Origin of the sequence: Microcoleus sp. A003_D6, from assembly GCF_036702825.1 — a bacterium.
In the GTDB taxonomy this organism is placed as follows: domain Bacteria; phylum Cyanobacteriota; class Cyanobacteriia; order Cyanobacteriales; family Microcoleaceae; genus Microcoleus.
Genome location: NZ_JAUBWA010000089.1, coordinates 1 through 20,643, shown reverse-complemented (window position 1 = coordinate 20,643; position 20,643 = coordinate 1). Strand labels below are relative to the sequence as shown.

Annotated in this window: 16 protein-coding genes; 10 read left to right on the top strand and 6 right to left on the bottom strand. The window is 46.5% G+C overall.

Translation table 11 applies throughout. From position 1 onward, the window contains the following. The first annotated feature begins 355 nt into the window (after window positions 1-355). The 3 genes from QUB70_RS22315 (at window position 356) to QUB70_RS22305 (ending at window position 4,836) form a co-directional block, all read left to right on the top strand. On the top strand, window positions 356-1,465 hold the full coding sequence (locus QUB70_RS22315) for a beta-glucosidase (protein ID WP_332983507.1): 1,110 nt from the start codon (window positions 356-358) through the stop codon (window positions 1,463-1,465). A gap of 275 nt (window positions 1,466-1,740) precedes the next feature. Then, window positions 1,741-4,056 carry an NACHT domain-containing protein gene (locus QUB70_RS22310; RefSeq protein ID WP_332983506.1) on the top strand — a complete coding sequence of 772 codons (2,316 nt, stop codon included), beginning with the start codon at window positions 1,741-1,743 and terminating at the stop codon, window positions 4,054-4,056. A 324-nt stretch (window positions 4,057-4,380) separates the two neighbouring features. Then, window positions 4,381-4,836 (top strand): HD domain-containing protein, encoded by a 456-nt coding sequence (locus tag QUB70_RS22305; RefSeq protein WP_332983505.1) that lies wholly within the window; start codon window positions 4,381-4,383, stop codon window positions 4,834-4,836. Window positions 4,837-4,898: 62 nt separating this feature from the next. On the opposite strand, the gene fabG is transcribed toward QUB70_RS22305, so the two are convergent. Continuing rightward, entirely contained in the window at window positions 4,899-5,663 is a 765-nt protein-coding gene (fabG, locus tag QUB70_RS22300) for a 3-oxoacyl-[acyl-carrier-protein] reductase (protein ID WP_332983504.1), read from the bottom strand. 73 nt (window positions 5,664-5,736) lie between these two features. Between fabG and trxA the strand changes: the two genes are divergently transcribed. Both trxA and QUB70_RS22290 read left to right on the top strand, forming a co-directional pair. After that, window positions 5,737-6,054: a thioredoxin gene (gene trxA / locus QUB70_RS22295; protein ID WP_332983503.1), complete on the top strand. Its 318-nt coding sequence runs from the start codon at window positions 5,737-5,739 to the stop codon at window positions 6,052-6,054. 87 nt (window positions 6,055-6,141) lie between these two features. Then, entirely contained in the window at window positions 6,142-6,735 is a 594-nt protein-coding gene (locus QUB70_RS22290) for a hypothetical protein (protein ID WP_332983502.1), read from the top strand. Window positions 6,736-6,775: 40 nt separating this feature from the next. On the opposite strand, the gene prmA is transcribed toward QUB70_RS22290, so the two are convergent. Both prmA and serA read right to left on the bottom strand, forming a co-directional pair. After that, window positions 6,776-7,666 (bottom strand): 50S ribosomal protein L11 methyltransferase, encoded by an 891-nt coding sequence (gene prmA / locus QUB70_RS22285; RefSeq protein WP_332983501.1) that lies wholly within the window; start codon window positions 7,664-7,666, stop codon window positions 6,776-6,778. Between the two features lie 184 nt (window positions 7,667-7,850). Continuing rightward, a complete protein-coding gene (gene serA, locus QUB70_RS22280; RefSeq protein ID WP_332983500.1) occupies window positions 7,851-9,434 on the bottom strand; it encodes a phosphoglycerate dehydrogenase in 1,584 nt (527 codons plus the stop codon). Window positions 9,435-9,724: 290 nt separating this feature from the next. Here serA and QUB70_RS22275 point away from each other — a divergent pair, with 290 nt between their 5' ends. The 4 genes from QUB70_RS22275 to QUB70_RS22260 all read left to right on the top strand — a co-directional run bounded on the left by QUB70_RS22275 (window position 9,725) and on the right by QUB70_RS22260 (window position 15,995). Next, window positions 9,725-10,231, top strand: coding sequence for a hypothetical protein (locus QUB70_RS22275; RefSeq protein ID WP_332983499.1), 507 nt, complete (start codon window positions 9,725-9,727; stop codon window positions 10,229-10,231). A 255-nt stretch (window positions 10,232-10,486) separates the two neighbouring features. Further along, window positions 10,487-13,753 (top strand): DEAD/DEAH box helicase, encoded by a 3,267-nt coding sequence (locus tag QUB70_RS22270; RefSeq protein ID WP_332983498.1) that lies wholly within the window; start codon window positions 10,487-10,489, stop codon window positions 13,751-13,753. Between the two features lie 137 nt (window positions 13,754-13,890). Further along, entirely contained in the window at window positions 13,891-14,715 is an 825-nt protein-coding gene (locus QUB70_RS22265; protein ID WP_332983496.1) for an SWIM zinc finger family protein, read from the top strand. Between the two features lie 500 nt (window positions 14,716-15,215). Beyond that, window positions 15,216-15,995 carry a photosystem II S4 domain protein gene (locus QUB70_RS22260; RefSeq protein WP_332983495.1) on the top strand — a complete coding sequence of 260 codons (780 nt, stop codon included), beginning with the start codon at window positions 15,216-15,218 and terminating at the stop codon, window positions 15,993-15,995. Window positions 15,996-16,302: 307 nt separating this feature from the next. On the opposite strand, the gene QUB70_RS22255 is transcribed toward QUB70_RS22260, so the two are convergent. After that, a complete protein-coding gene (locus QUB70_RS22255; RefSeq protein WP_332983493.1) occupies window positions 16,303-17,091 on the bottom strand; it encodes an SDR family NAD(P)-dependent oxidoreductase in 789 nt (262 codons plus the stop codon). 96 nt (window positions 17,092-17,187) lie between these two features. On the opposite strand from QUB70_RS22255, the gene QUB70_RS22250 reads away from it, so the two are divergent. Next, window positions 17,188-18,522: a hypothetical protein gene (locus QUB70_RS22250; RefSeq protein ID WP_332983492.1), complete on the top strand. Its 1,335-nt coding sequence runs from the start codon at window positions 17,188-17,190 to the stop codon at window positions 18,520-18,522. Window positions 18,523-18,566: 44 nt separating this feature from the next. On the opposite strand, the gene QUB70_RS22245 is transcribed toward QUB70_RS22250, so the two are convergent. Further along, complete coding sequence (locus QUB70_RS22245) at window positions 18,567-18,803, bottom strand: 2Fe-2S iron-sulfur cluster-binding protein (protein WP_332983491.1); 237 nt, start codon at window positions 18,801-18,803, stop codon at window positions 18,567-18,569. A 260-nt stretch (window positions 18,804-19,063) separates the two neighbouring features. After that, window positions 19,064-20,530, bottom strand: a complete 1,467-nt coding sequence (gene cobQ / locus QUB70_RS22240) for a cobyric acid synthase CobQ (protein WP_332983517.1) — start codon at window positions 20,528-20,530, stop codon at window positions 19,064-19,066. Window positions 20,531-20,643: the final 113 nt, after the last annotated feature.

The window sequence follows — 20,643 nt, the reverse complement described above, 5'->3', positions numbered from 1 at the left end:
ACTTACTGTTTAGTCTGGTGCGTCGCTACTGAGATTTTTGGTTTGAGTTGAAGCTAGTCGAGGGCGACGCACCCTACTAAAGAATCAAGAGGGCATTTAAGTAAAAGTAGGGTGCGTCGCTGCCACAATCCCAGCTATTTACCAAGATTCCTGAACGACGCACCATAATGTCATAAGTCTGACGTAACTTACTGTTTAGTCTGGTGCGTCGCTACTGAGATTTTTGGTTTGAGTTGAAGCTAGTCGAGGGCGACGCACCCTACGATACTAAAGTCATTACTACGAATCTTAAAACCTCGCTGTCAACTGTCCACTGTCAACTGTCAACTATTTAACGATGTTTCAAAGTTTTTTCATGGGCGGATTTGAATGTTCCACCCACAGAGTACAATCTGGAAAACGCCTCGATATAACAGCCGCCACCGGCCACGATAAATTTGCAGTCGCCGACTACCAGCGCTTGCAAGACCAAGGCATTTACACAGTCCGCGAAGGCCTCCGCTGGCACTTAATTGAACAGTCGCCCGGAAAATACGATTTTTCCAGTTCCCTGCCAATTATCCGCGCCGCCCGCGACACAAAAATGCAGGTAATTTGGGATTTGTTTCACTACGGCTGGCCAGACGATATTGATATTTTCAGTCCCGAATTTGTGTCCAGGTTTGCAAACATGGTGCGCGCTTTTATGGAAGTGCTGACTGAGGAAACAGACCAAACACCTTTCGTAACACCTGTCAATGAAATTTCATTTATTGCTTGGGCAGGCGGCGATGTCGCCTACATCAATCCGTTTGCCAAAGGGCGGGGAGACGAGCTAAAAATCCAGTTAATCAAAGCTGCGATCGCAGCGATAGAATCAGTTTGGGAAGTCAATCCCAGCACCCGCATCGTGCAAATTGACCCCGTAATTAACATTATTGCCGATCCTGACAAACCGGAGGATCGAGACGCGGCGGAAGGTTATCGCTTATCTCAATATCAAGCTTGGGATATGTTGGCGGGACGTTTTCGCCCCGAACTCGGCGGCCAGGAAAAATATCTCGATATTATTGGGTTGAATTATTACGATCGCAATCAGTGGATTCACAATGAAGAGCCGATGAAATACACTGACAAGCTGTACCGCCCGTTTCGCGAACTGCTGCAAGAAGTGTTCGATCGCTACCGCCGCCCCTTATTCATAGCCGAAACGGGTACTGAAGACGATTTTAGACCTGTCTGGTTTAATTATGTGTGCACTGAGGTAGTGGCTGCCATGAAAGCAGGAGTTCCGATAGACGGAATCTGTTTGTATCCGATTGTCAACCATCCTGGTTGGGATGACGACAGGCACTGTTACAATGGTTTGTGGGATTATTGCAATGAATCGGGCGATCGCGAAATTTATCAGCCTTTAGCAGACGAATTGCAGTATCAAAGGCGACAGATTGAACCGTTGCTGAATTCAAAAAACCCACAACTTTAAGACTTGCGTTTTAACTCTCATGTAGGGTGTGCACTGCGCACCTTATATCCCAATACGGTTTAGTTAAAGCCGATCCCCCCTAGCCCCCCTTAAAAAGGTGGGGACAAGAAGTTACTCAAAGTCCCCTTTTTTAAGGGGATGCGAGGGGGATCTCTGAGAATAAACAACCTTATCTGAACCGTATTGTCTTATATCCTGGGAATAACAAATTATCATAAAAATGCTTGATATTGAAAAAATTTGAATTTTGAGTCTTAATATGAGGTTGTTATTTTATGGTAAAACGATCGCTCCAAGCATCCACTTCTGGAATTCAACGGGCGAAAGCAGCGTTTGCCATCAAGGGCTGGACTCAGGAAAATCTAGCAGGGGAAGTAAACTTAAAGACCCGTCAGCCAATTGGGCGCTTTTTCACAGGCCAACGGGTCGATCGCCAGACTTTCTTAGCCATTTGTACAATACTAGATTTAGATTGGCGAGAAATTGCCGACCATCCGGCTGCTGAATTTCCAGAACCCGGAGACGCCGCCGAGACTGCCTCTGGGAATATTGACAGTTTAGTGCAAGTTGTGCGATCGCAATATCGCGACACAATTCAAAACCAGTGCGGCATCTTGCAATTACTCGACATCAGCCGTCCAGTCAGCATTGATGACATCTACGTCGATGTCAACATTTTAGAAGAAATAGCCAGCCAACAGTGGTTTGAAATTGCCGACCTGCAAAACTTAGAGCCCGCCGAATTCGATCGCGTCGGCTTAGGCGCAGTTGACCAAAAACAAATACCAGGAATGCAAGCCGTCGAAACCTACTCCAAACTCAGGGTATTAGGTAAACCAGGAGTCGGCAAAACCACCTTTTTGAAACACCTTGCCATTCTGTGCAATCGGGGCAAATTTGCCGCCCATCAAGTACCAGTTTTCATCGCCCTGAGAGATTTTGCCGAAGAATCCAGAGATGATGGCAAATTTAGCATCCTAAATTACATTCATCAGGCATTTCTCACATCAGGTATTCCCAATCCGTCTGTAATTGAAACTTTACTCAAAGCCGGTAGAGTTTTGCTGTTGCTAGATGGCATGGATGAAGTGCTCAACCAGGACATTACAGCAGTTCTGAAAGAAATTCGCAAGTTCTCAGAAAAATATCACAAAAATCAGTTCGTCGCCACCTGCCGCACCGCCGCCCAAAAACTGCAACTGCAAGGCTTTACCGATGTAGAAATTGCCCCCTTTACCGAGGCTCAAATCACCATCTTCGCGCAAAAGTGGTTTGTGGAATTTGCCAAAACCAACCCTGAATCGGGCAAGGCACAATCTATGCAGTTTATGCGCAAATTGGACTTGCCGGAAAACTGGCAGTTTCGCCAACTGGTAGTCACACCCCTGTTTCTACATCTTGCTTGCTGGGTGTTTCACGGTCAAGACAAATTTCCGACTAAACGCACGGAGTTTTACAAGCAAGGACTGGATTTGCTGCTGGGGAAATGGGATGAAGCCAAAGGAGTCGAACGCGATGACGTGTACCGAGGGTTTTTATTACCTCAAAAACTCAGGTTGCTGAGTCAGTTGGCGGCAGTCACCTTTGAAGACGGACAGTATTTTTTTGAGCAACGCATCATCGAACAATACATTGGGGATTATTTGCAGAATTTGCCAGGTGCGACATTATTAGAACCAGAGGAACTTCAACTCGAAAGCGAAGCCATACTTAAATCAATTGAGGCTCAACATGGGTTGCTTACAGAACGAGCGCGAGGAATTTTTTCGTTTTCCTATCTAGCATTTCAAGAATACTTCACGGCTCGAAAAATTGTTGCCAGTCACAATCTGGGAGGATTAGAGCAAGCGCTGTCCGGGTTGGTCAGTCACATAACTGACCCGCACTGGCGCGAAGTCTTCTTGTTAACAACTGCGATGTTGCGCAGTGCAGATTCGCTGGTGCAGTTGATGAAGCAGCAGATTGATGTATTAGTGGCTCAAGACCCTTATCTGCAAGAATTTTTGCTGTGGGCAAGTCAAAAATCGCAGATGATTCCCACAGAACCCAAAGTTGCCACTTCACGAGCGTTTTACTTGGCGCTTGCCCAAAGCCCTCATACAGCGGCTCACTTTGCGTTAGCGTGCACCCTGGATCAAGGGATGTTTTTAGATGCGGCCTTAGATAATTTGCTGCTGGAATGTGCGGTTAATCACAGTCAGGATTTTGCCTTTGCCCATGCTTGCAGTGAGGCACTCAACAATATTCTGGTGACGATTCTGGATGCTGGATTTTATAAGTCTTTGCAACAATTGAGAGACGAATTGCCATCTGCGAGTCAAAACCGAGAATGGCTGGATGACTGGTGGCAGAAACACTATTCTGCCTGGGTGGAAGAGTTGAGGGAGACGATCGCCCATTACCGCAATATTAACCATACCTGGGAGTTTAGTCCAGCTCAACAGCAAGTGCTGGAATCCTACTACAATGCCAATCAACTTCTGCTCGATTGTCTGCACAGCAATTGTGAAGTGACAGCGGCCATCCGACAGGAAATCGAAGCCACTTTATTGCTGCCTCAGCAGGAACTGGAAGCTCGGGAATGGCAATAAATTCTAAATTAATACATATTTATGTAAAGAATTATCAAGTATTCACTCAATTAATACAAATCAAACATCTGTTAATACTCGACTTGAAACGTCAATTGCCTATAATTTTTAGAAGATAACTCACTCTTAGCTCAATACGGTTCACTTAGGGCTGATCCCCCCTAACCCCCCTTAAAAAGGGGGGGACAAGAAAGCTCTCAAAGTCCCCCTTCTTAAGGGGGATTTAGGGGGATCTCCGGGCATAAATAGTGTTAAGTAAACCGTATTGACACACTACCTTTTTCCCGCCAGGAGATTGAAACTTTAATAGAGAACTTCTTTACAATGTTGTCAAATACGAATTCAGAGTACGAATCATTACTGCAACGGGCGATCGCGATCGCCGCCAAAGCACATGAGGGGCAGGTTGATAAGGCAGGTAAGCCCTATCTCGATCATCCGCTATTTGTGATGGAAAATGTAAATTCTCTAGAGCAAAAAATCGTAGCGGTTCTGCACGATGCAGTCGAAGATTCCGAACTGACATTGGAGCAATTTAGAAGCGAAGGTTTTCCTGAAGTTATAGTAAAGGCGATCGCGGCTATTACCAAAATAGAAGGAGAAGCTTATGCAACTTATTTAGAACGTGTGATTGCCAACCCGATCGCACTGCGAGTCAAAATCGCTGATGTTACTCATAACCTCGATCTTCGTCGCATCGCCAATCCCACAGAAGCAGATTTTCAACGCATTGCCAAATACAAAAAAGTCCTCAGTCAGTTGCGTGCCGCCTTAAAATAATTATTAACCGCAAATATCCGCGTTCATCCGCGTGCATCTGCGGTTAAAAAGCTCCCCAAATCCTAAGCCATCACCATCCCCCCATCCACATTAAAAACCTGCCCGGTTATATAAGCCGCCGCCGCATCCGCCGCCAAAAACTTCACCATCCCCGCAACTTCCTCAACTTCCCCGTATCTCCCCAGCGGAATATACTTCAAAATCTCATCAGACTTGACATCCTTAGTCATATCTGTAGTGATAAAACCCGGTGCAACTGCATTCACAGTAATCCCGCGACTGGCCAACTCTTTCGCCACAGTTTTAGTAAACCCAATTACCCCAGCCTTCGCCGCACTGTAATTAGCTTGTCCGGGATTGCCCATTTGCCCAGCAACCGAAGCAATATTAATAATTCGGCCGCTTCGCTGTTTCAGCATGATTTTACTGGCAGCTTTCGCACACAAAAACACGCCGGTTAAATTCAAATCAATTACCGCTTGCCAATCTTCCAACTTCATCCGCAACAGCAAAGTATCGCGAGTAATGCCGGCATTGTTCACCAAAATGTCAATCCGTCCCCATTTTTCCATGACATTACTGGTGAGTAAATCTACTTGGTCAGTTTTCGAGACATCTGCTGCAAGTGCGACAGCTTCTCCTCCCGCAGCGACTATTTCTGCTACCACCTCATCAGCAGCAGCGCTGGAACTGGCATAGTTGACGGCGACTTTAGCACCCTCTGCTGCTAGGGCTAAAGCAACGGCGCGGCCGATTCCCCGCGAGGCACCGGTCACGACAGCAACTTGACCCCGCAATCTCTGAAAAGTCTCTGGCAATATTTCCATAATTGTATCCTCGCAATCTACCAGAGAATTTTGCACTAAAATCGAGCCAGAACCAAAAAAATTATTTTGTCTTATGGCAGTTCAAAAACAGTTCAGCAGTTTTGAGGAGTTACTATCGGGATCTGACTTGCCGGTGTTGGTAGATTTTTACGCTACTTGGTGCGGGCCTTGTCAGATGATGGCACCGATTTTGGAGCAAGTCAGCGGTCAGATGAAGGAAAAGCTGATGGTTGTCAAAATTGACACGGATAAGTACGAACAGTTGGCCTCGCAGCATCACATTTATGCTTTGCCGACTTTGGTGTTGTTCAAAAATGGCGCTGAGGTCGATCGCATTGAGGGAGTATTGCAAGCGGCGCAGTTGATCGATCGACTGCAACCTCACTTGTAGCACGAGCCAATTATCTCACACGTAGGGTGTGTCAGCTCATATCTGATTAATTATGAATAAGATAATCCTAGTTGACGCACCCTACTTATGAAGACTCCCAGCCACGCTATTATCAATCTCGCAATTCTCGGCAAACCGCAACTGCCGCAAGCTAATCTCATTATTGCGATCGGCGGAATTTTGCCGGATCTTCCGATATTTTTATTTTACTTTTGGGCGAAATACATTGCTCGCTTGCCCGCAGCTACAATTTGGTCAGAAGCATATTATGAGCCTTTTGTGCAAAATATTGTGGCTCTGTTTCATTCAATTCCCCTTGCGGTTATTGGTTTGCTAATTGCTTATTACTTTGGCTGGCAAAGCGTGCAAATTCTGTTTATCAGCACGATCCTGCACTCTCTGGGAGATTTGCCAGTCCACAATGACGACGCTCACCGGCACTTTTTTCCGTTCAGCAATTACCGTTTTATCAGTCCGTTTTCTTATTGGGATAGGAAGCACTACGGGTCAATTGTTTCTTTTGTGGAAATGTTGTTAGTGCTGCTGTCAACTTACCGCGTTTTTGGTTTTGTTAATTCTTATGTTGGGAAAGGATTGTTGATTTTGGTGAATGCTTTTTACTGGGCTGGCGCGGTTTACTTTCAAGTGCGAGATTTATTTAAATTCACTTCGGAAAGATGAAACATGAACTCCAAATTAGCAATTACCAATTAACATCTTGTTAACTCCGCCGAATGTTAAAACAACACCAATCTTGGCGCTTCCACAGAGTAGCGACAATCCAGCCGTTCTGTTCGAGAGTATCAGCAATTGGCTTGGCTTGATCGAGCAAAATGCCGCTGAGGACGGCCCAAGTAGTGGGCTTGCTAATTGCTGTAAACTGCGGGATTAAATCGATGATTACTTCTGCTAAAATGTTGCACATAAAACCGTCGATCGGCTCATCGACCATTTCTTTCAAACGATCGATACTTCCGAGTTCTGAAACCAACTGCTGGGGATTGACGCGGTTGAGCTGTCTGTTGCTGATGGTCGATCGCACTGCCAAAGGATCTGTATCCAAAGCATAAACTTTTGTAGCGCCCAACAACACCGCGCCGATCGACAAAATACCCGATCCGCACCCGATATCCGCAACGATGCACTCTTTGTCATCAAAACCGAGCCGCATTTCCAGCGATTCCAGACAAAGTTGAGTAGTGGCGTGAGCACCGGTACCGAAAGCCACACCCGGATCTAAACGCAAAATAATGCGATCGGTATCAGTCGGTGGGGGCAGCCAGGCCGGATTAATTAAAAAGCGATCGCCCACTTCTTGAGGCTGCCAGTGCTGCTTCCAAGTGCTGCCCCAGTCTTCCTCTTCAATCAAATCCCACTGCATCGCAGGTACGGGCAAACCTGCACACAAAGCATCTTGGCGCAGCCACAGAGAAAGAGCGGCCAAATCAAGCAATCGGGCCTGTTCTTCGGGCAAATAAGCCGACATCAGACAGGAATTGCTTTTGAGTTCAGTAGCAGTTCCCCGACAGCCAAACCGTTCCAGACGCCAAAAGATGATATCTTCCAGCGCCGGATCGCAAAGAATTCTAATTTCCCACCAGCTATGTGCCATAACAATTTTAGATTTTAGATTTTAGATTTTAGATTGGCCCAGGGCAACTGGAGACTGGGAATTGGGGAGTGAAGAATGAGGATTGACTAATAGAAAAATTCCCGCTTTCTTGCCAATTACCAACGATCGATTACCCATTACCAATTATCAGTCCTAGCATCCAAAATCTAAACTCCAAAATCCGTCAAAGATTTACCGTGTAAGCATCCCGAATTCCCGGAACTTTGAGGATCTCTGCCAGTATCCCCTCTGGTAGAGGGTCATCGAGGCTCAAAACCATCACCGCGTCACCGCGCACGATTTTACGGCCTACTTGCATACTCGCAATATTGACATTAAAACTGCCCAATTGGGAACCAATTTTGCCGATAATCCCCGGCATATCGCGGTGCAGAGTAAACAGCATATGGTGAGTGGGGGAAACGTTGACCGGGAAATCGTCAACGCTGGTAATCCGAATTTCGCTTTCGCCGAGCACTGCACCTGTCACGGTGTGTTCGCCGAGAGTTCCCTTGGCCGAGAGGTGCAGGGAGCCGGTGTAGTCGCGAATCGAGGCGTCTCTGGTTTCGACGACGCGAATTCCGCGTTCTTTGGCTTCGATGCTGGCGTTGACGTAGTTAACGCGCTCTCGCAGGGCTTGGGAGAGCAGGCCTTTGAGGGCGGCGACGACTACGGGCTGGCTTTGGTTGTTTGCCAATTCGCCTTGGAGTTGGACGTTGAGGTAATCGACTCGGCCGCCGGCTAGCTGGCTGACGAGGTTGCCGAGGGTTTCGGCGAGTTGGAGGTAGGGTTTGAGTTTTTCGATCGAGTCTGGGTAAATTCCCGGTATGTTGACAGCCGATCGCGCGGGCAGCCCCAACAGCACATCGCGGATTTGTTCGGCAACGTCGATCGCCACATTCACCTGAGCTTCGGCGGTGGAAGCTCCCAAGTGGGGTGTCAGCACGATGTTTTGGCCGACAGTCCGCAGGGGAGAATCTGCTTCGAGGGGTTCGTGTTCGTAAACGTCGATCGCAGCGCCGGCAATCTTGCCTTCTTTGATGGCTTCTGCAAGGGCTGCTTCGTCGATGATGCCGCCTCTGGCGCAGTTAATGATGCGGGCCGTGGGCTTCATCTTCGACAGCACTTCAGCGTTAATTAAGTGCAGGGTTTCGGGGGTTTTGGGGATGTGCAGGGTGATGTAGTCGGATTCGCGCATCAGCAGTTCGAGTTCTACCAAGCGACAGCCCAACTGTTCGGCTCTTTCGGTGGAGATAAACGGATCGTAGGCTAGGAGTTTCATGCCCATTGCTTTGGCTGCGGCGGCAAGGTGGGAGCCGATTTTGCCCAAACCGACGATACCGAGGGTTTTTTTGTAAACTTCTACGCCGATGAAGCGGTTGCGTTCCCATTTACCCGCTTTGACGGATGCGTTGGCTTCCGGGATGTGGCGAGACATTGAGAGCATCATGGCGATCGCGTGTTCGGCGGCGGCGATCGTGTTGCCTTCGGGGGAATTGACGACTACAATTCCTTTGCGGGTAGCGGCGGGTACATCGACATTATCTACGCCGACGCCGGCTCTACCTATGATTTTGAGTGAATTCCCGGCTTCAATGATTTCTTTGGTAACTTGGGTGCCAGAACGGATCATTAAAGCGTCGTAATCTGGAATAATTCGTACCAGTTCTTCGGCCGAGAGTCCTGTGTTTACGTCAACTTGCGCGACTTGGGAGAGGATGTCAATTCCGGCTTGGTCGATCGGATCGGATACTAGAACTTTAGGCATAGCAAGCAATTGAGTGGAATCAGTAAAAATAGGCCCCAGTGCGGGGCGAGCCCAAAGTTGAGGCTTAAACTTAGAGCAGTATCTTACTGCTGGGCTTAAGCTGGTCTTTGTGCAGTTTGAATTGTATCCGCATTCGGTCTTGACCGGCCGTTTTTGCTTGAAATATTTTAGGTTTCGGGGCGATCGTTCTGGGCGATCGTCTTAAAAACGCCCAATTGCTTAGCTAGCAAGTCTTTTCGGGTTATAATGAATTCCGGGTATTGAAACCTAAGTATCAGGAATTGTTTCTAATGAATTATCTTATCGCCGTACTGCCCGATCGAATGCAAGCCGAAGCTGCCTACTGCGCCCTCGAAAAAGAAGGCTTACCGATGAAACAGGTAAGTATTTTGGGCCGCGGCTACAAAACTGCTGATGAATTTGGCTTGATCGACCCCAACCAGCAAGCGAAGAAACAAGCGAAACTCATGGCTGTTTGGCTGATTCCCTTTGGCTTTATTGCTGGCGTTACTTTCAGTCTCATGACTGAGTTGAAAACTTTCGCCTGGGCGGGGGAAATTGGCGATCACGCGATCGGTGGAGTATTAGGTGCGATCGCCGCTGCGATGGGCAGTGTTTTTGTAGGAGGCGCGGGCGGTATGGCTTTTGGTAGCGGCGATGCTTTGCCCTACCGCAACCGTTTGAATGCGGGTAAATTTTTGATTGCGGTTAAGGGTACTGATGATTTGACTGGGAAAGCTGCCAATATTTTGCAGCAGTTTGAACCGGAAAATATCCAAGGTTATACAGAGACTTAGTTATTTGTTGACAGTCAACAGTTGACAGTTAATAGTTAACTAGACCTCTTGCAAAAATAACTAGGACGGGCAAGATGCCCATCCCACAAAATTTTTTTTCTTGTGGAATGGGCATCTTGCCCGTTCCAGAATTTGATTAAAAGGATTTTTGCAAGAAGTCTACTGTTGACATTCAACTCCTGTAATATTTGGAGGCAGTTATTTTTTCCAACTCATGATATGATAGGCTGCCAAAGGTTGCATTTGGTATGACCTATGAAAATCCTCCACGGAACTTGGATTCCTCAAACAGAAGAGAATTTTATTCAACCTGGAACGTTTTATATTTGGGTTGAAACCACTGAAAAGAAAAAACAGCCTGCTAAGGTTCATCCCCGACAATTGAAGACGGCACAGTTAAAAGAGTTTCTAACGAAAGAAGCCGGGATTCAACTGCCGCCAGTCAGCAATACAAGTGCCATGGGGCTAGAATACGCGATCGCCCCTCGGTATTTTTTACTCCCCACAGCAGATAACCAGCCGTTACCATCTTTAGAGTTAGCGCGATATTTAGAGACAGAGTTACCCGAAACATTTGAGTTGGAGTATTGGGAAGTCGATTGCGTGTCCATCGCCACCCACAGTTTGACTAAAGTATTGAACGATCTGCATTTTTTTGCTCTCTACGATTTAGCAGAAGTTCAGTTTGGTTCAGACTTGCTATTTTGGTATCACTACACCCAATTTTTTAAGCAAATTGTTCTGAAAGATCATTATATTCCGGCGCTGCGCTATCGAGAAACTGCTCCGATCGCGATCGCACCCATCGAAACATCCGAACCCGCTGAGAAAGCCACGCGCGGGCGTAAGAAAGCGGGCGAGACAAAAACAAAAACAACTGCAAAAACTCCAAAAACACCTGCCAAAATTGCACCCAGCTTTGAGATTTATCCGGGATGGGAAATTGTTTCAACACAGTACGAAACTGATTTACCACGCTATGTTGAATGGATGCCTTTAGTTTGCGTGTCCGGTTTTCGGAAGATCCTGCTACAAGATACACCAAAGTTCTACGATCGCGAAATGTTGCTGCGTAATTTTTCAGAATGCGCGATCGCCGAAATCGTCACTAAAACCCCGATCCCAGCATCCTTTGAGAATAAAATTGCGGATTCTTTACTCCAAATCTGCCTCAACCAAACACAAAAAATTGCGCGAGTAAGCCTTGAACAATACCGACAATGGCAAACCTGGCGCGATCGCATTACGCGCAATCAAGCCGCTGACTCATTCTCCCTCTGCTTTCAACTAGAATCACCCGAAAACCCCGAACAGCCTTGGGTTTTAGAGTTTCAGGTTGCTGCTAAAAAAGACCCATCTCTGCGAGTGCCGTTGCACGATTATTGGCGATCGCGATCGACTCAACAAAAACAGTTGCAAAAACAATTTGGCGACAACTTCGAGCAACATTTGCTGACAAATCTCGGCTACGCCGCACGGATTTATCCCCAACTTTGGCAAGGGCTAGAAACCGACAAACCCGTTAATATTTCCCTCAGCTTAGATGATGCTTTTACCTTTCTCAGCGAGTCCGCTTGGGTATTAGAAGATGCCGGATATAAAGTGATTGTCCCCGCTTGGTGGACGCCGAAGGGACGGCAGCGGGCAAAGATTCGCCTGAAAGTCAAAGGGAAGGGCAGCAAGAGTGCTGCAATCAAGGGCAAAGGATTGTTTTCGGCCGATTCCTTGGTGGAATATCAGTATGAATTGGCGATCGGAGGCGAACGGGTTAGCGAACAAGAATGGCAGGCGTTAGTTAATAGCAAAACACCGCTGGTGCAGTTCCGAGGACAATGGATGGAACTGGACAAAGATAAAATGCAGGAGATGCTGGAGTTTTGGAAAAAGCATCGCGAAGAAAATCCCGATGTCAGCCTAATTGACTTTATGAAGTTGACGGCCCAAGGAGAAGCTAGTGAAGAGTTGGAGGTGGAGCGCGATCAAGCTTTGTCGGATATGTTGGAGAAGCTGCACGATAAGAGTAGGCTCGAATTAATTGCAGATCCAGTACGGTTTCAGGGTAAACTCCGGGATTATCAAAAGCGCGGTGTTTCTTGGTTAAGTTATTTGGAAAGCTTGGGATTAAATGGCTGTCTTGCCGACGATATGGGTTTGGGTAAATCGGCGCAGGTAATTGCTCGATTATTGCAAGAACGGGAAGTTTTATCTACTACTAAAAAGACCGAAAATGCGGTGCTGCCCACGCTGTTAATTGCGCCCACTTCCGTAGTTGGCAACTGGCAAAAGGAAATGGAAAAATTTGCTCCAGAATTGCGATCGCTGATTCACCACGGCCCTGGGCGCTTGCAAGATGCCAAAGCATTTAAAGCCGCCGTCCAAGATTGCGATATGTTGATTACTTCGTTTACTTTGGCGCGCAAAGATGAGAAGCTGTTGAGCAGTGTTGAGTGGCATCGATTGGTAATTGATGAAGCGCAGAATATTAAAAATCCGAAAGCGGCGCAAACAAAGGCGATTTTAAAGTTGCCGGCTACCCATCGGTTGGCGCTGACTGGAACACCTGTAGAAAATCGCTTGTTGGATTTATGGTCAATTTTTAATTTTCTCAATCCCGGATATTTGGGAAAAGAAACGCAGTTTCGGAAGTTGTTTGAGATCCCGATTCAAAAAAATGCGAGTCGCACGCAATCGGCAGCGCTCAAAAAATTAGTGGAACCTTTTATTCTCCGGCGCCTGAAAACCGATAAGTCGATTATTCAGGATCTCCCCGATAAAGTTGAGCAAAAACTCTACTGCAATCTCACCCGCGAGCAAGCTTCGCTTTATGAAGCGATTGTGAAAGAGGTAGAACAAGAAATTGACGCCACTGAAGGGATGAAGCGCAAGGGGATGATTTTGGCGACACTGCTGAAGCTGAAGCAAATTTGCAACCATCCGCGCCAGTTTTTGCAGGATGAAAGTGAGTTTACACCAGAGCGATCGCACAAATTGGAACGGCTGATCGAGATGATTGAGGAAGTCAAAGCAGAAGGCGAAAGTTTATTGGTATTTACGCAGTTTACAGAATTGGGAAGTGCGTTGGAAAAATACATCAAACACACCTTACATTATAACACTTATTACATCCACGGGGGAACCAGTCGCGAAAAACGGGAACGGATGATTTCAGAGTTTCAAGATCCAGAGTCTGAACCTTCGGTATTTATTCTGTCACTGAAGGCTGGCGGCGTTGGAATTACGCTGACAAAAGCCAATCACGTATTCCATTTCGATCGCTGGTGGAATCCGGCAGTGGAAGATCAGGCAACGGATCGGGCGTTTCGGATCGGACAGCAAAAAAATGTGTTTGTGCATAAGTTTGTGGCAATTGGCACTTTGGAAGAAAAGATTGACCAAATGATTGAGGACAAAAAGAAATTGGCGGGGTCAATTATTGGTGCGGATGAGTCGTGGTTAACTGAGTTGGATAATGAGGCATTTAAGAAGTTAATTAGGCTGAATAAAAATGCGGTTCTAGATTAGGAGAAATGGGGAGAGAGGGAGAGGGGTAGAGGGGGAGAGTGGGAGAGGGGGAGAGAGGGAGAGAGGGAGAGGGGGAGAGGGGGAGAGGATTTTTGAGATTCATCGAAGAAATATACAATTTAAATGCAGAACAGCTTATGTCACAATTTACTCGGACTTGGTGGGGCAATAAATTTATCGATGCGCTGGAAAGATTTACTGATTCTGGGCGACTCGGACGGGGACGTTCCTATGCGCGGAACGGCAAGGTAAAAAGCTTTAAAATGAATGATGGGTTAGTGATGGCAGAAGTAAGGGGATCGGTTAATCCTTATTTTGGGGTTTATAAGGAGCCTCTGTACAAAACTAAAATTGAGTTTGAGCCGATTAGTCAGGCAAAGTGGCAAAAGGCGATCGCCCAAATGGCATCGAAAGCCAGCTTCATTTCCCGGCTGCTACTCAACGAAATGCCCGACAACATTGAAAATGCTTTCTCACCCCTCGGATTGCACCTTTTACCCAGCAGCCGCGAGGACTTTAAGACTACTTGCTCTTGCCCAGACTATAGCAATCCCTGCAAACATATTGCGGGAGTTTATTATTTGGTGGCGGCCGAATTGGACAAAGATCCATTTTTACTGTTTGAACTGCGGGGACTTTCTAAGGAAGTGCTGCACCGCGAATTAGCAAAAACGCCTTTGGGCTTGGCGCTGGCGGCGGAGTTGACGGCGGATGCAGTTGAGCCTGTGGCGGTGGGTTCCTATTACACGCAGGCGATCGCCAGTGAGGCGCAAACTGTCAGCCTGAGAGAGTTTTGGCATGGTGCGAAGCGGTTGCCGCAGACAATTGAGGTGGCAGCGCCAAGTGGGGTAAGTGCGATCGTGGTGAAGAAACAGGGAGATTTTCCACAGTTTTGGCACAAGGATGGTTCGTTTATTGAGGCGATGGAAGAGTTGTATTTGCGGGTGAAGAAAAATAAGTAGTTGGGTGGACAATTTTGCTGCCATACTCGATCGATCTCTTGCAAAAACTTTAACTCGAAGACTTCATCGATTTGGTACAAGAGACTTCTTGCAAAAGTCGTTTTAAGCAAATTTTTGGACGGGCAAGATGCCCATCCCACAAGAGAAAAAACTTTTTGTGGGATGGGCATCTTGCCCGTCCCAGCTATTTTTGCAAGAGGTCTAATAATCGTGCTCATCATAGGATCGGGAATTAAATAACTTACAGTTTTAATTGTTATTGTGGGATGGGCGTCCCGCCCGTCCAAAAAGGGCGGGCGGGACGCCCAAGCCCTACTCCCCACTTTCAAGAGTGTAAGTTATTTAATTCTCATTCCATATCAGCTTTACCAGCAACTAAAATCATACGCTCGTTATTTGATGATTTTAGACTATAATTAAATTAGTGTGACTGTTAAAAAAGTAGACTTTTTAGTTACAGCAAGCTTTGGCAATTTCAAATTAGAATCTAAAATTGACTGATGTTACAAAGAGAAGAACTGTTAAAAGGCATTGAAAACCGCGAATCTGTGGCGCGGGCGATCGACCAAGCGGAACAAGCAATTAAAACTTGGGAAGTTACTCTGACTGATTTTCTGTCGCCTCCAGAATTGGCGGAAGCTAAGATTGTATTTAATCGTTTGAGTGATGTGGACTTAGTGGCTTGGGGCGGCTATCCGCAGGCGGAAAGACAAAGAATTGCGATCGCCCGATCGGAAATTGCGATCGACTCTGCTAGCGTTAACGTTGCTGCGGTGGAGATTGCTGGCAATTTCTTGTTCGACACAGCTTCTCACCGCGACTTTTTGGGGGCGATGTTGGGTACGGGAATTGTCCGCGAGAAAACTGGCGATGTGATTGTTTTGGGAGAACGGGGCGCGCAAGCCATTGTCATGCCGGAGATGGTAGAGTATTTGGAGATGAGTTTGCAGCAAGTGCGATCGGTTCCTGTACAAACGCGCCGCATTGAGTTGAGCGAACTCAAAATTAGAGAACCCAAAAAGAAAGAAATGACAACCGTTGAAGCATCCATGAGATTGGATGCTGTCGCCTCGGCTGGATTCGCAATGTCTCGCAGCAAAATGGCCGATTTAATTGACAGCGGCGACGTGCGAGTTAACTGGAAAGACATTACTCAAGCTAGTTATAATGTCAAGTCTGGAGATTTAATCGCTGTTACGGGCAAGGGAAGATTGGAAATTGGGGAAGTAATGGTAACTAAAAAAGAACGCTATCGAGTGCAGTTAACTCGATATTTGTAATTGGGGCCACATCGTTGAGTTCAAAGAAACCGGGTTTTTTACGATATTAGACCTCTTGCAAAAATAACTATGACGGGCAAGATGCCCATCCCACAAAATTTTTTTTCTTGTGGAATGGGCATCTTGCCCGTTCCAGAATTTGATTAAAAGGATTTTTGCAAGAGGTCTATTTAAGGTGACAACGAATTATTTCGATAAAAACCCGGTTTCTCGCCACTTCCTTGAGTTCCCAGAAACCGGGTTTTTTACGAGATTTAAGGTGACAACGAATTATTTCCATAAAAACCCGGTTTCTGGCCGCATTCAGTTATCCTGGCTTACGCCGAAACACCTTTTCTACCGACTTAACCAACAGTTCTCGCGGCATCAATCGAGGCATATTTGCAATGATTTGATTGGGAAATCCGCCTGTCACAACATTAGACTCATGTTTGTCTAAAGCTTTCAAAGCATCTCGCACTACTTCCGCTGCGGGAACGAGTTTTTGCCCGCTGCTGGATGCCAGAGATTTAGGGAATTCAGCTACTGCGAAAAAGTCCGATTCTGTCGGCCCTGGACAAAGGCACAAAACGCGAATTCCTAAATCTTTATTCTCAGCCCAAAGTGCCTCGCTGAAACTCAAAACAAAGGCTTTACTTGCTGCGTAAATTGACAAGTACGGCATCGGTTGAAAAGCTGCGATGGAGGCAACATTGATGATACTTCCTGATTTTCGCTGCCGCATTCCCTGCAAAAATAAGTGCGAGAGTTCAACTAATGCTACAATATTTAGTTGCACCATTGTTAGTTGTTTGGCAAGCGGGCGATCGGCAAAAACACCGTAATCTCCAAAACCCGCATTGTTCACCAACAAATCTACCGTCCAACCTTTTTGAACAACGGTATCAAATACAGTAGTTCCAGCGCCCGGTGCGGTCAAATCTTGCACGATTACTTCTGCCCGAACCTTGAATTGTTGTTGCAGTGTAGCAGCTAGCTGTTGCAATTTGTCTTCGGAACGAGCTACCAAGATTAGATTGTGCTGGCGTTTGGCTAATTCGGCGGCAAAGGCTGCGCCAATTCCGCCAGAAGCACCGGTGATTAAAGCAGTCGGCATGAAATTAATTCGGATATTTGATGTGGGCTTTATATATTTTAACAATTATTTTGACTGGAAACCTGTAAAATAATTAAAAGGGAATAGGTGAGTTTTATGGCGCGTCTTACCGATCGAGCTTTTGAAATTTTGCGGGCCGAAGTTGACAAGTGCGCGGCGGCTGATAGTCTAGCCGGTGATGTCTACCGACGGATGGTAATCAAGCGGTTGGAGAAGTTGCGATCGCAAAACGGCACTTTCGCCTCAAGAGAAGAAATCCGCGATACCTTCAAAGACGAATTTCCCAACTTCAGCGAAAAAGCTCTCAAAGCTGCCGTCAAAGCCAACCGCCCGCCCGGATTGTTCGGTAAAATCATCTTTGCCGGGAGTTTGCTGGGTGGTGCAGCGGGGATAATTTGGCTGATTAACCTACCTTTGCCGATGATTCGCTGGCCCGTGGCGAAAACAATGCCGATATTGTTGCTGCCGAGTTTTATGAGTATGGATCGCAATTACCGGCAGGCGATCGCCCTTGTGGAACAATCCGATCAACTGGTGAACAAAGCCACGGCTGTCGCTGATTTTGACTTGGGCGAAATTAAAGCAAAAGAGGCTCAAAAACATCTCGACGCTTTGCCGGTTTGGTTTTTAGGTTACTATCCACAAAGGTACTGCTCTTTTTTTAGATGCAGTTGGCGCTTTACAGTCGATGAATTTGAAGCCGCCCGCAAAAATGTCGGGCGGATGGAAGCTCAAATTTTCCAGCAAAAAAATGCTTTTACTCAGTTAAATCAAGTCGAACAAACGCTAAAGGCGGCGAAACAGCAGTATCAGGAAGCAAAAACTGCGGCAGACAGACAGAAAGCGACGGTAAATTGGCAAAGTGCGATCGACCAACTAAATCAAATTCCCGGCGAAACCCTCGCGGGAGAAACGGCTAAGAAAACACTGAAAGCAGCAGAAAGAGACTTTCAAGCAATGGGCGGCGTCGCCACCGGATCGGTGCGTGCGGACAACTTAATTGAAGCTGCCAAAGAATTTGCTCTCTCCGCCGCCGTCGCCTCCCAAAAACCTCCCCATCCCGCCGCAGAGTGGGAGCAAATAGCAGAATTGTGGCAAGAAGGTATTAACAGACTGAAATTGATTTCTGTCGATAACCCGGGCTATCTCGACGCTCAAACTAAACTCGCTGAATATCAAAAAAATTTAGGAATTACCCAGATTAGACTGGAAGCAGAAAAAGATTCTGCAACAGCTTTGCAAGCAGCTAAAAACTTGTTGGCCAACTTGCAAAATAATGTGAATTCTCAAAATCCCGGTTACTCCCTCAGCCAGTTGCAACAAATTATCAATCAATTAGAATCCGTGAAACCCGGGACAACTGTTTATCCCGAATCCCAAAAATGGCTGCAATCCGCTCGCAAAAAACAACAAGAATGGCAAAAAAATTAGTCAGTTGTCAGTTGTCAGTTGTCAGTCAACCGTCAACTAACAAATTACCAAGTCGGGTCAACATACAGATTAATTGTCACTTGCTTTTTCCCCGAAGGGATGCCGGAAATACAAGCACAAATCGTATCTCCGCCATCAATTTCTACTTCGCAAGCGTGACAAGAACCCATGAGACAGCCAGTAGGAATAGAAACCCCTGCACGTTTGGCTACATCTAATAAAAGCTCTCCCGGTTCAGCTTCCACTGTCACGTTATCCGGTAAAAAAACAATCTTTGTCATTCAATTTTAACTCCCGATATAATACCATTTTTACAAAATTTTGCCATAAAATAATTTTTTTGTCTGTTTACACTGGCACTGTTTATAAGGTGCGTCGCTGTACAATTGTCGATATTTAGTTAGGGATTGTTTATGGCGACGCACCCTACGACTTACATCCGTTAAATCCGCTACATAATCCGCTGCCGAACTTCCTCATTCCTTCTATCTCTTACATCCGTTAACTCCGCTACATTGCTCGTGGCCGAACTTCCTTCTTTCTAACCTAAAATATGCTTGATATCTAAATGCTTTTCCACTGTATCTGCTAGAGTATCTAACAGAGCTTCTCGGTGTTCTCGGTAATTAGGAATACCTGTAGGCAATGCGCGGAGTCCCCGCTGCTGGCGCAAGTGATTTAACCAAGCTCGCCGCCAAGCTCCGTTGTCAAAGATGCCGTGCAGGTATGTGCCCCAAATTGATTGAGAAGTGTTGACAATTCCTAAACTCTCATCGTCAAATAGCGGTTGAGTCAAATCTGACTCTAGCATTTGCGTTCTTCCTTGATGAATTTCGTAACCGGAAACTGACAAACCCGGTTGAGGATAATTAGATGTTACGATCCGCTGGCGGGCAATTTTGTTGGGTGCGATCGCAGTTTTCAAAGGCAGCAATCCCAATCCTTCAAATTCTCCTTTTTCTCCCTCAAGGCCTTCTTTATCGCTGATACTTTCTCCCAGCATCTGAAAGCCGCCGCAAACTCCCATGACTGTACCGCCAGCTACTAAATAATTTTGAATAGCTTTTGCCATACCTGTTTGGCGCAGCACCTGCAAATCAGAAATTGTAGTTTTAGAACCTGGTAAAATCACGGCGTCTGGATGGCCTAAATTGTCTTTTGGGCTGACATATTTGACTGTGACGGTAGTTTCCGACTCTAGGGGGTCAAAGTCGGTAAAATTGGAAATTCGGGGCAGGCGGATGACCGAAATATTTATGTCGGTTTGAGAATTGGGAGAACGCCGATCGAGCAAATCGAGAGAATCTTCTGAGGGAAACACTTCGTCTATCCAAGGAATCACCCCAACTACGGGGATTCCCGTCCTTTCTTCCAGCCAAGTCAGCCCCGGATCTAAGATCGATTTTTGTCCTCGGAACTTATTAATAATGAATCCTTTAATTAAAGCCCGTTCGTCTGGATCGAGCAATTCCAAAGTACCGATAATGTGAGCAAAAGCGCCGCCGCGATCGATATCAACTACCAGCAAAGTCCGAGCTTTTAAATGTTTTGCCACCCGCATATTTGTTAAATCGCGGTGTTTGAGATTGATCTCAGCAGGGCTGCCGGCTCCCTCGCACACAATCATGTCAAATTCTTGACTGAGAAATTGTAAAGATTCCCGAATAGCTTGCCAGCCGATATCGAAATACTGCTCGTAATATTGAGATGCTCGCACATTGGCGATCGCCCGGCCCTTGACAATCAATTGAGAAGTCATGTCTCCTTGCGGCTTGAGCAAAATCGGATTCATTTCTACCCAAGGTGCGACGCCCGCAGCCCAAGCTTGCACTGCTTGAGCGTAACCAATCTCTCCGCCGGAGGCTGTGACATAGGAATTCAGTGCCATATTCTGACCTTTAAACGGAGTTACCCGCCAGCCTCGCCGAGAAAAAATTCGACACAACGCTGCAACCAGTAAAGATTTTCCTGCGTGAGATGTTGTTCCCACGACCATAATTGCTTTCATAATATTTAAGGCAGAAGGAAGTTCGGCAACGGATTCTGTAACGGATGTAACGGATGTAACGGATGTAACGGATGTAACGGATGTAACGGATGTAACGGATGTAACGGATGTAA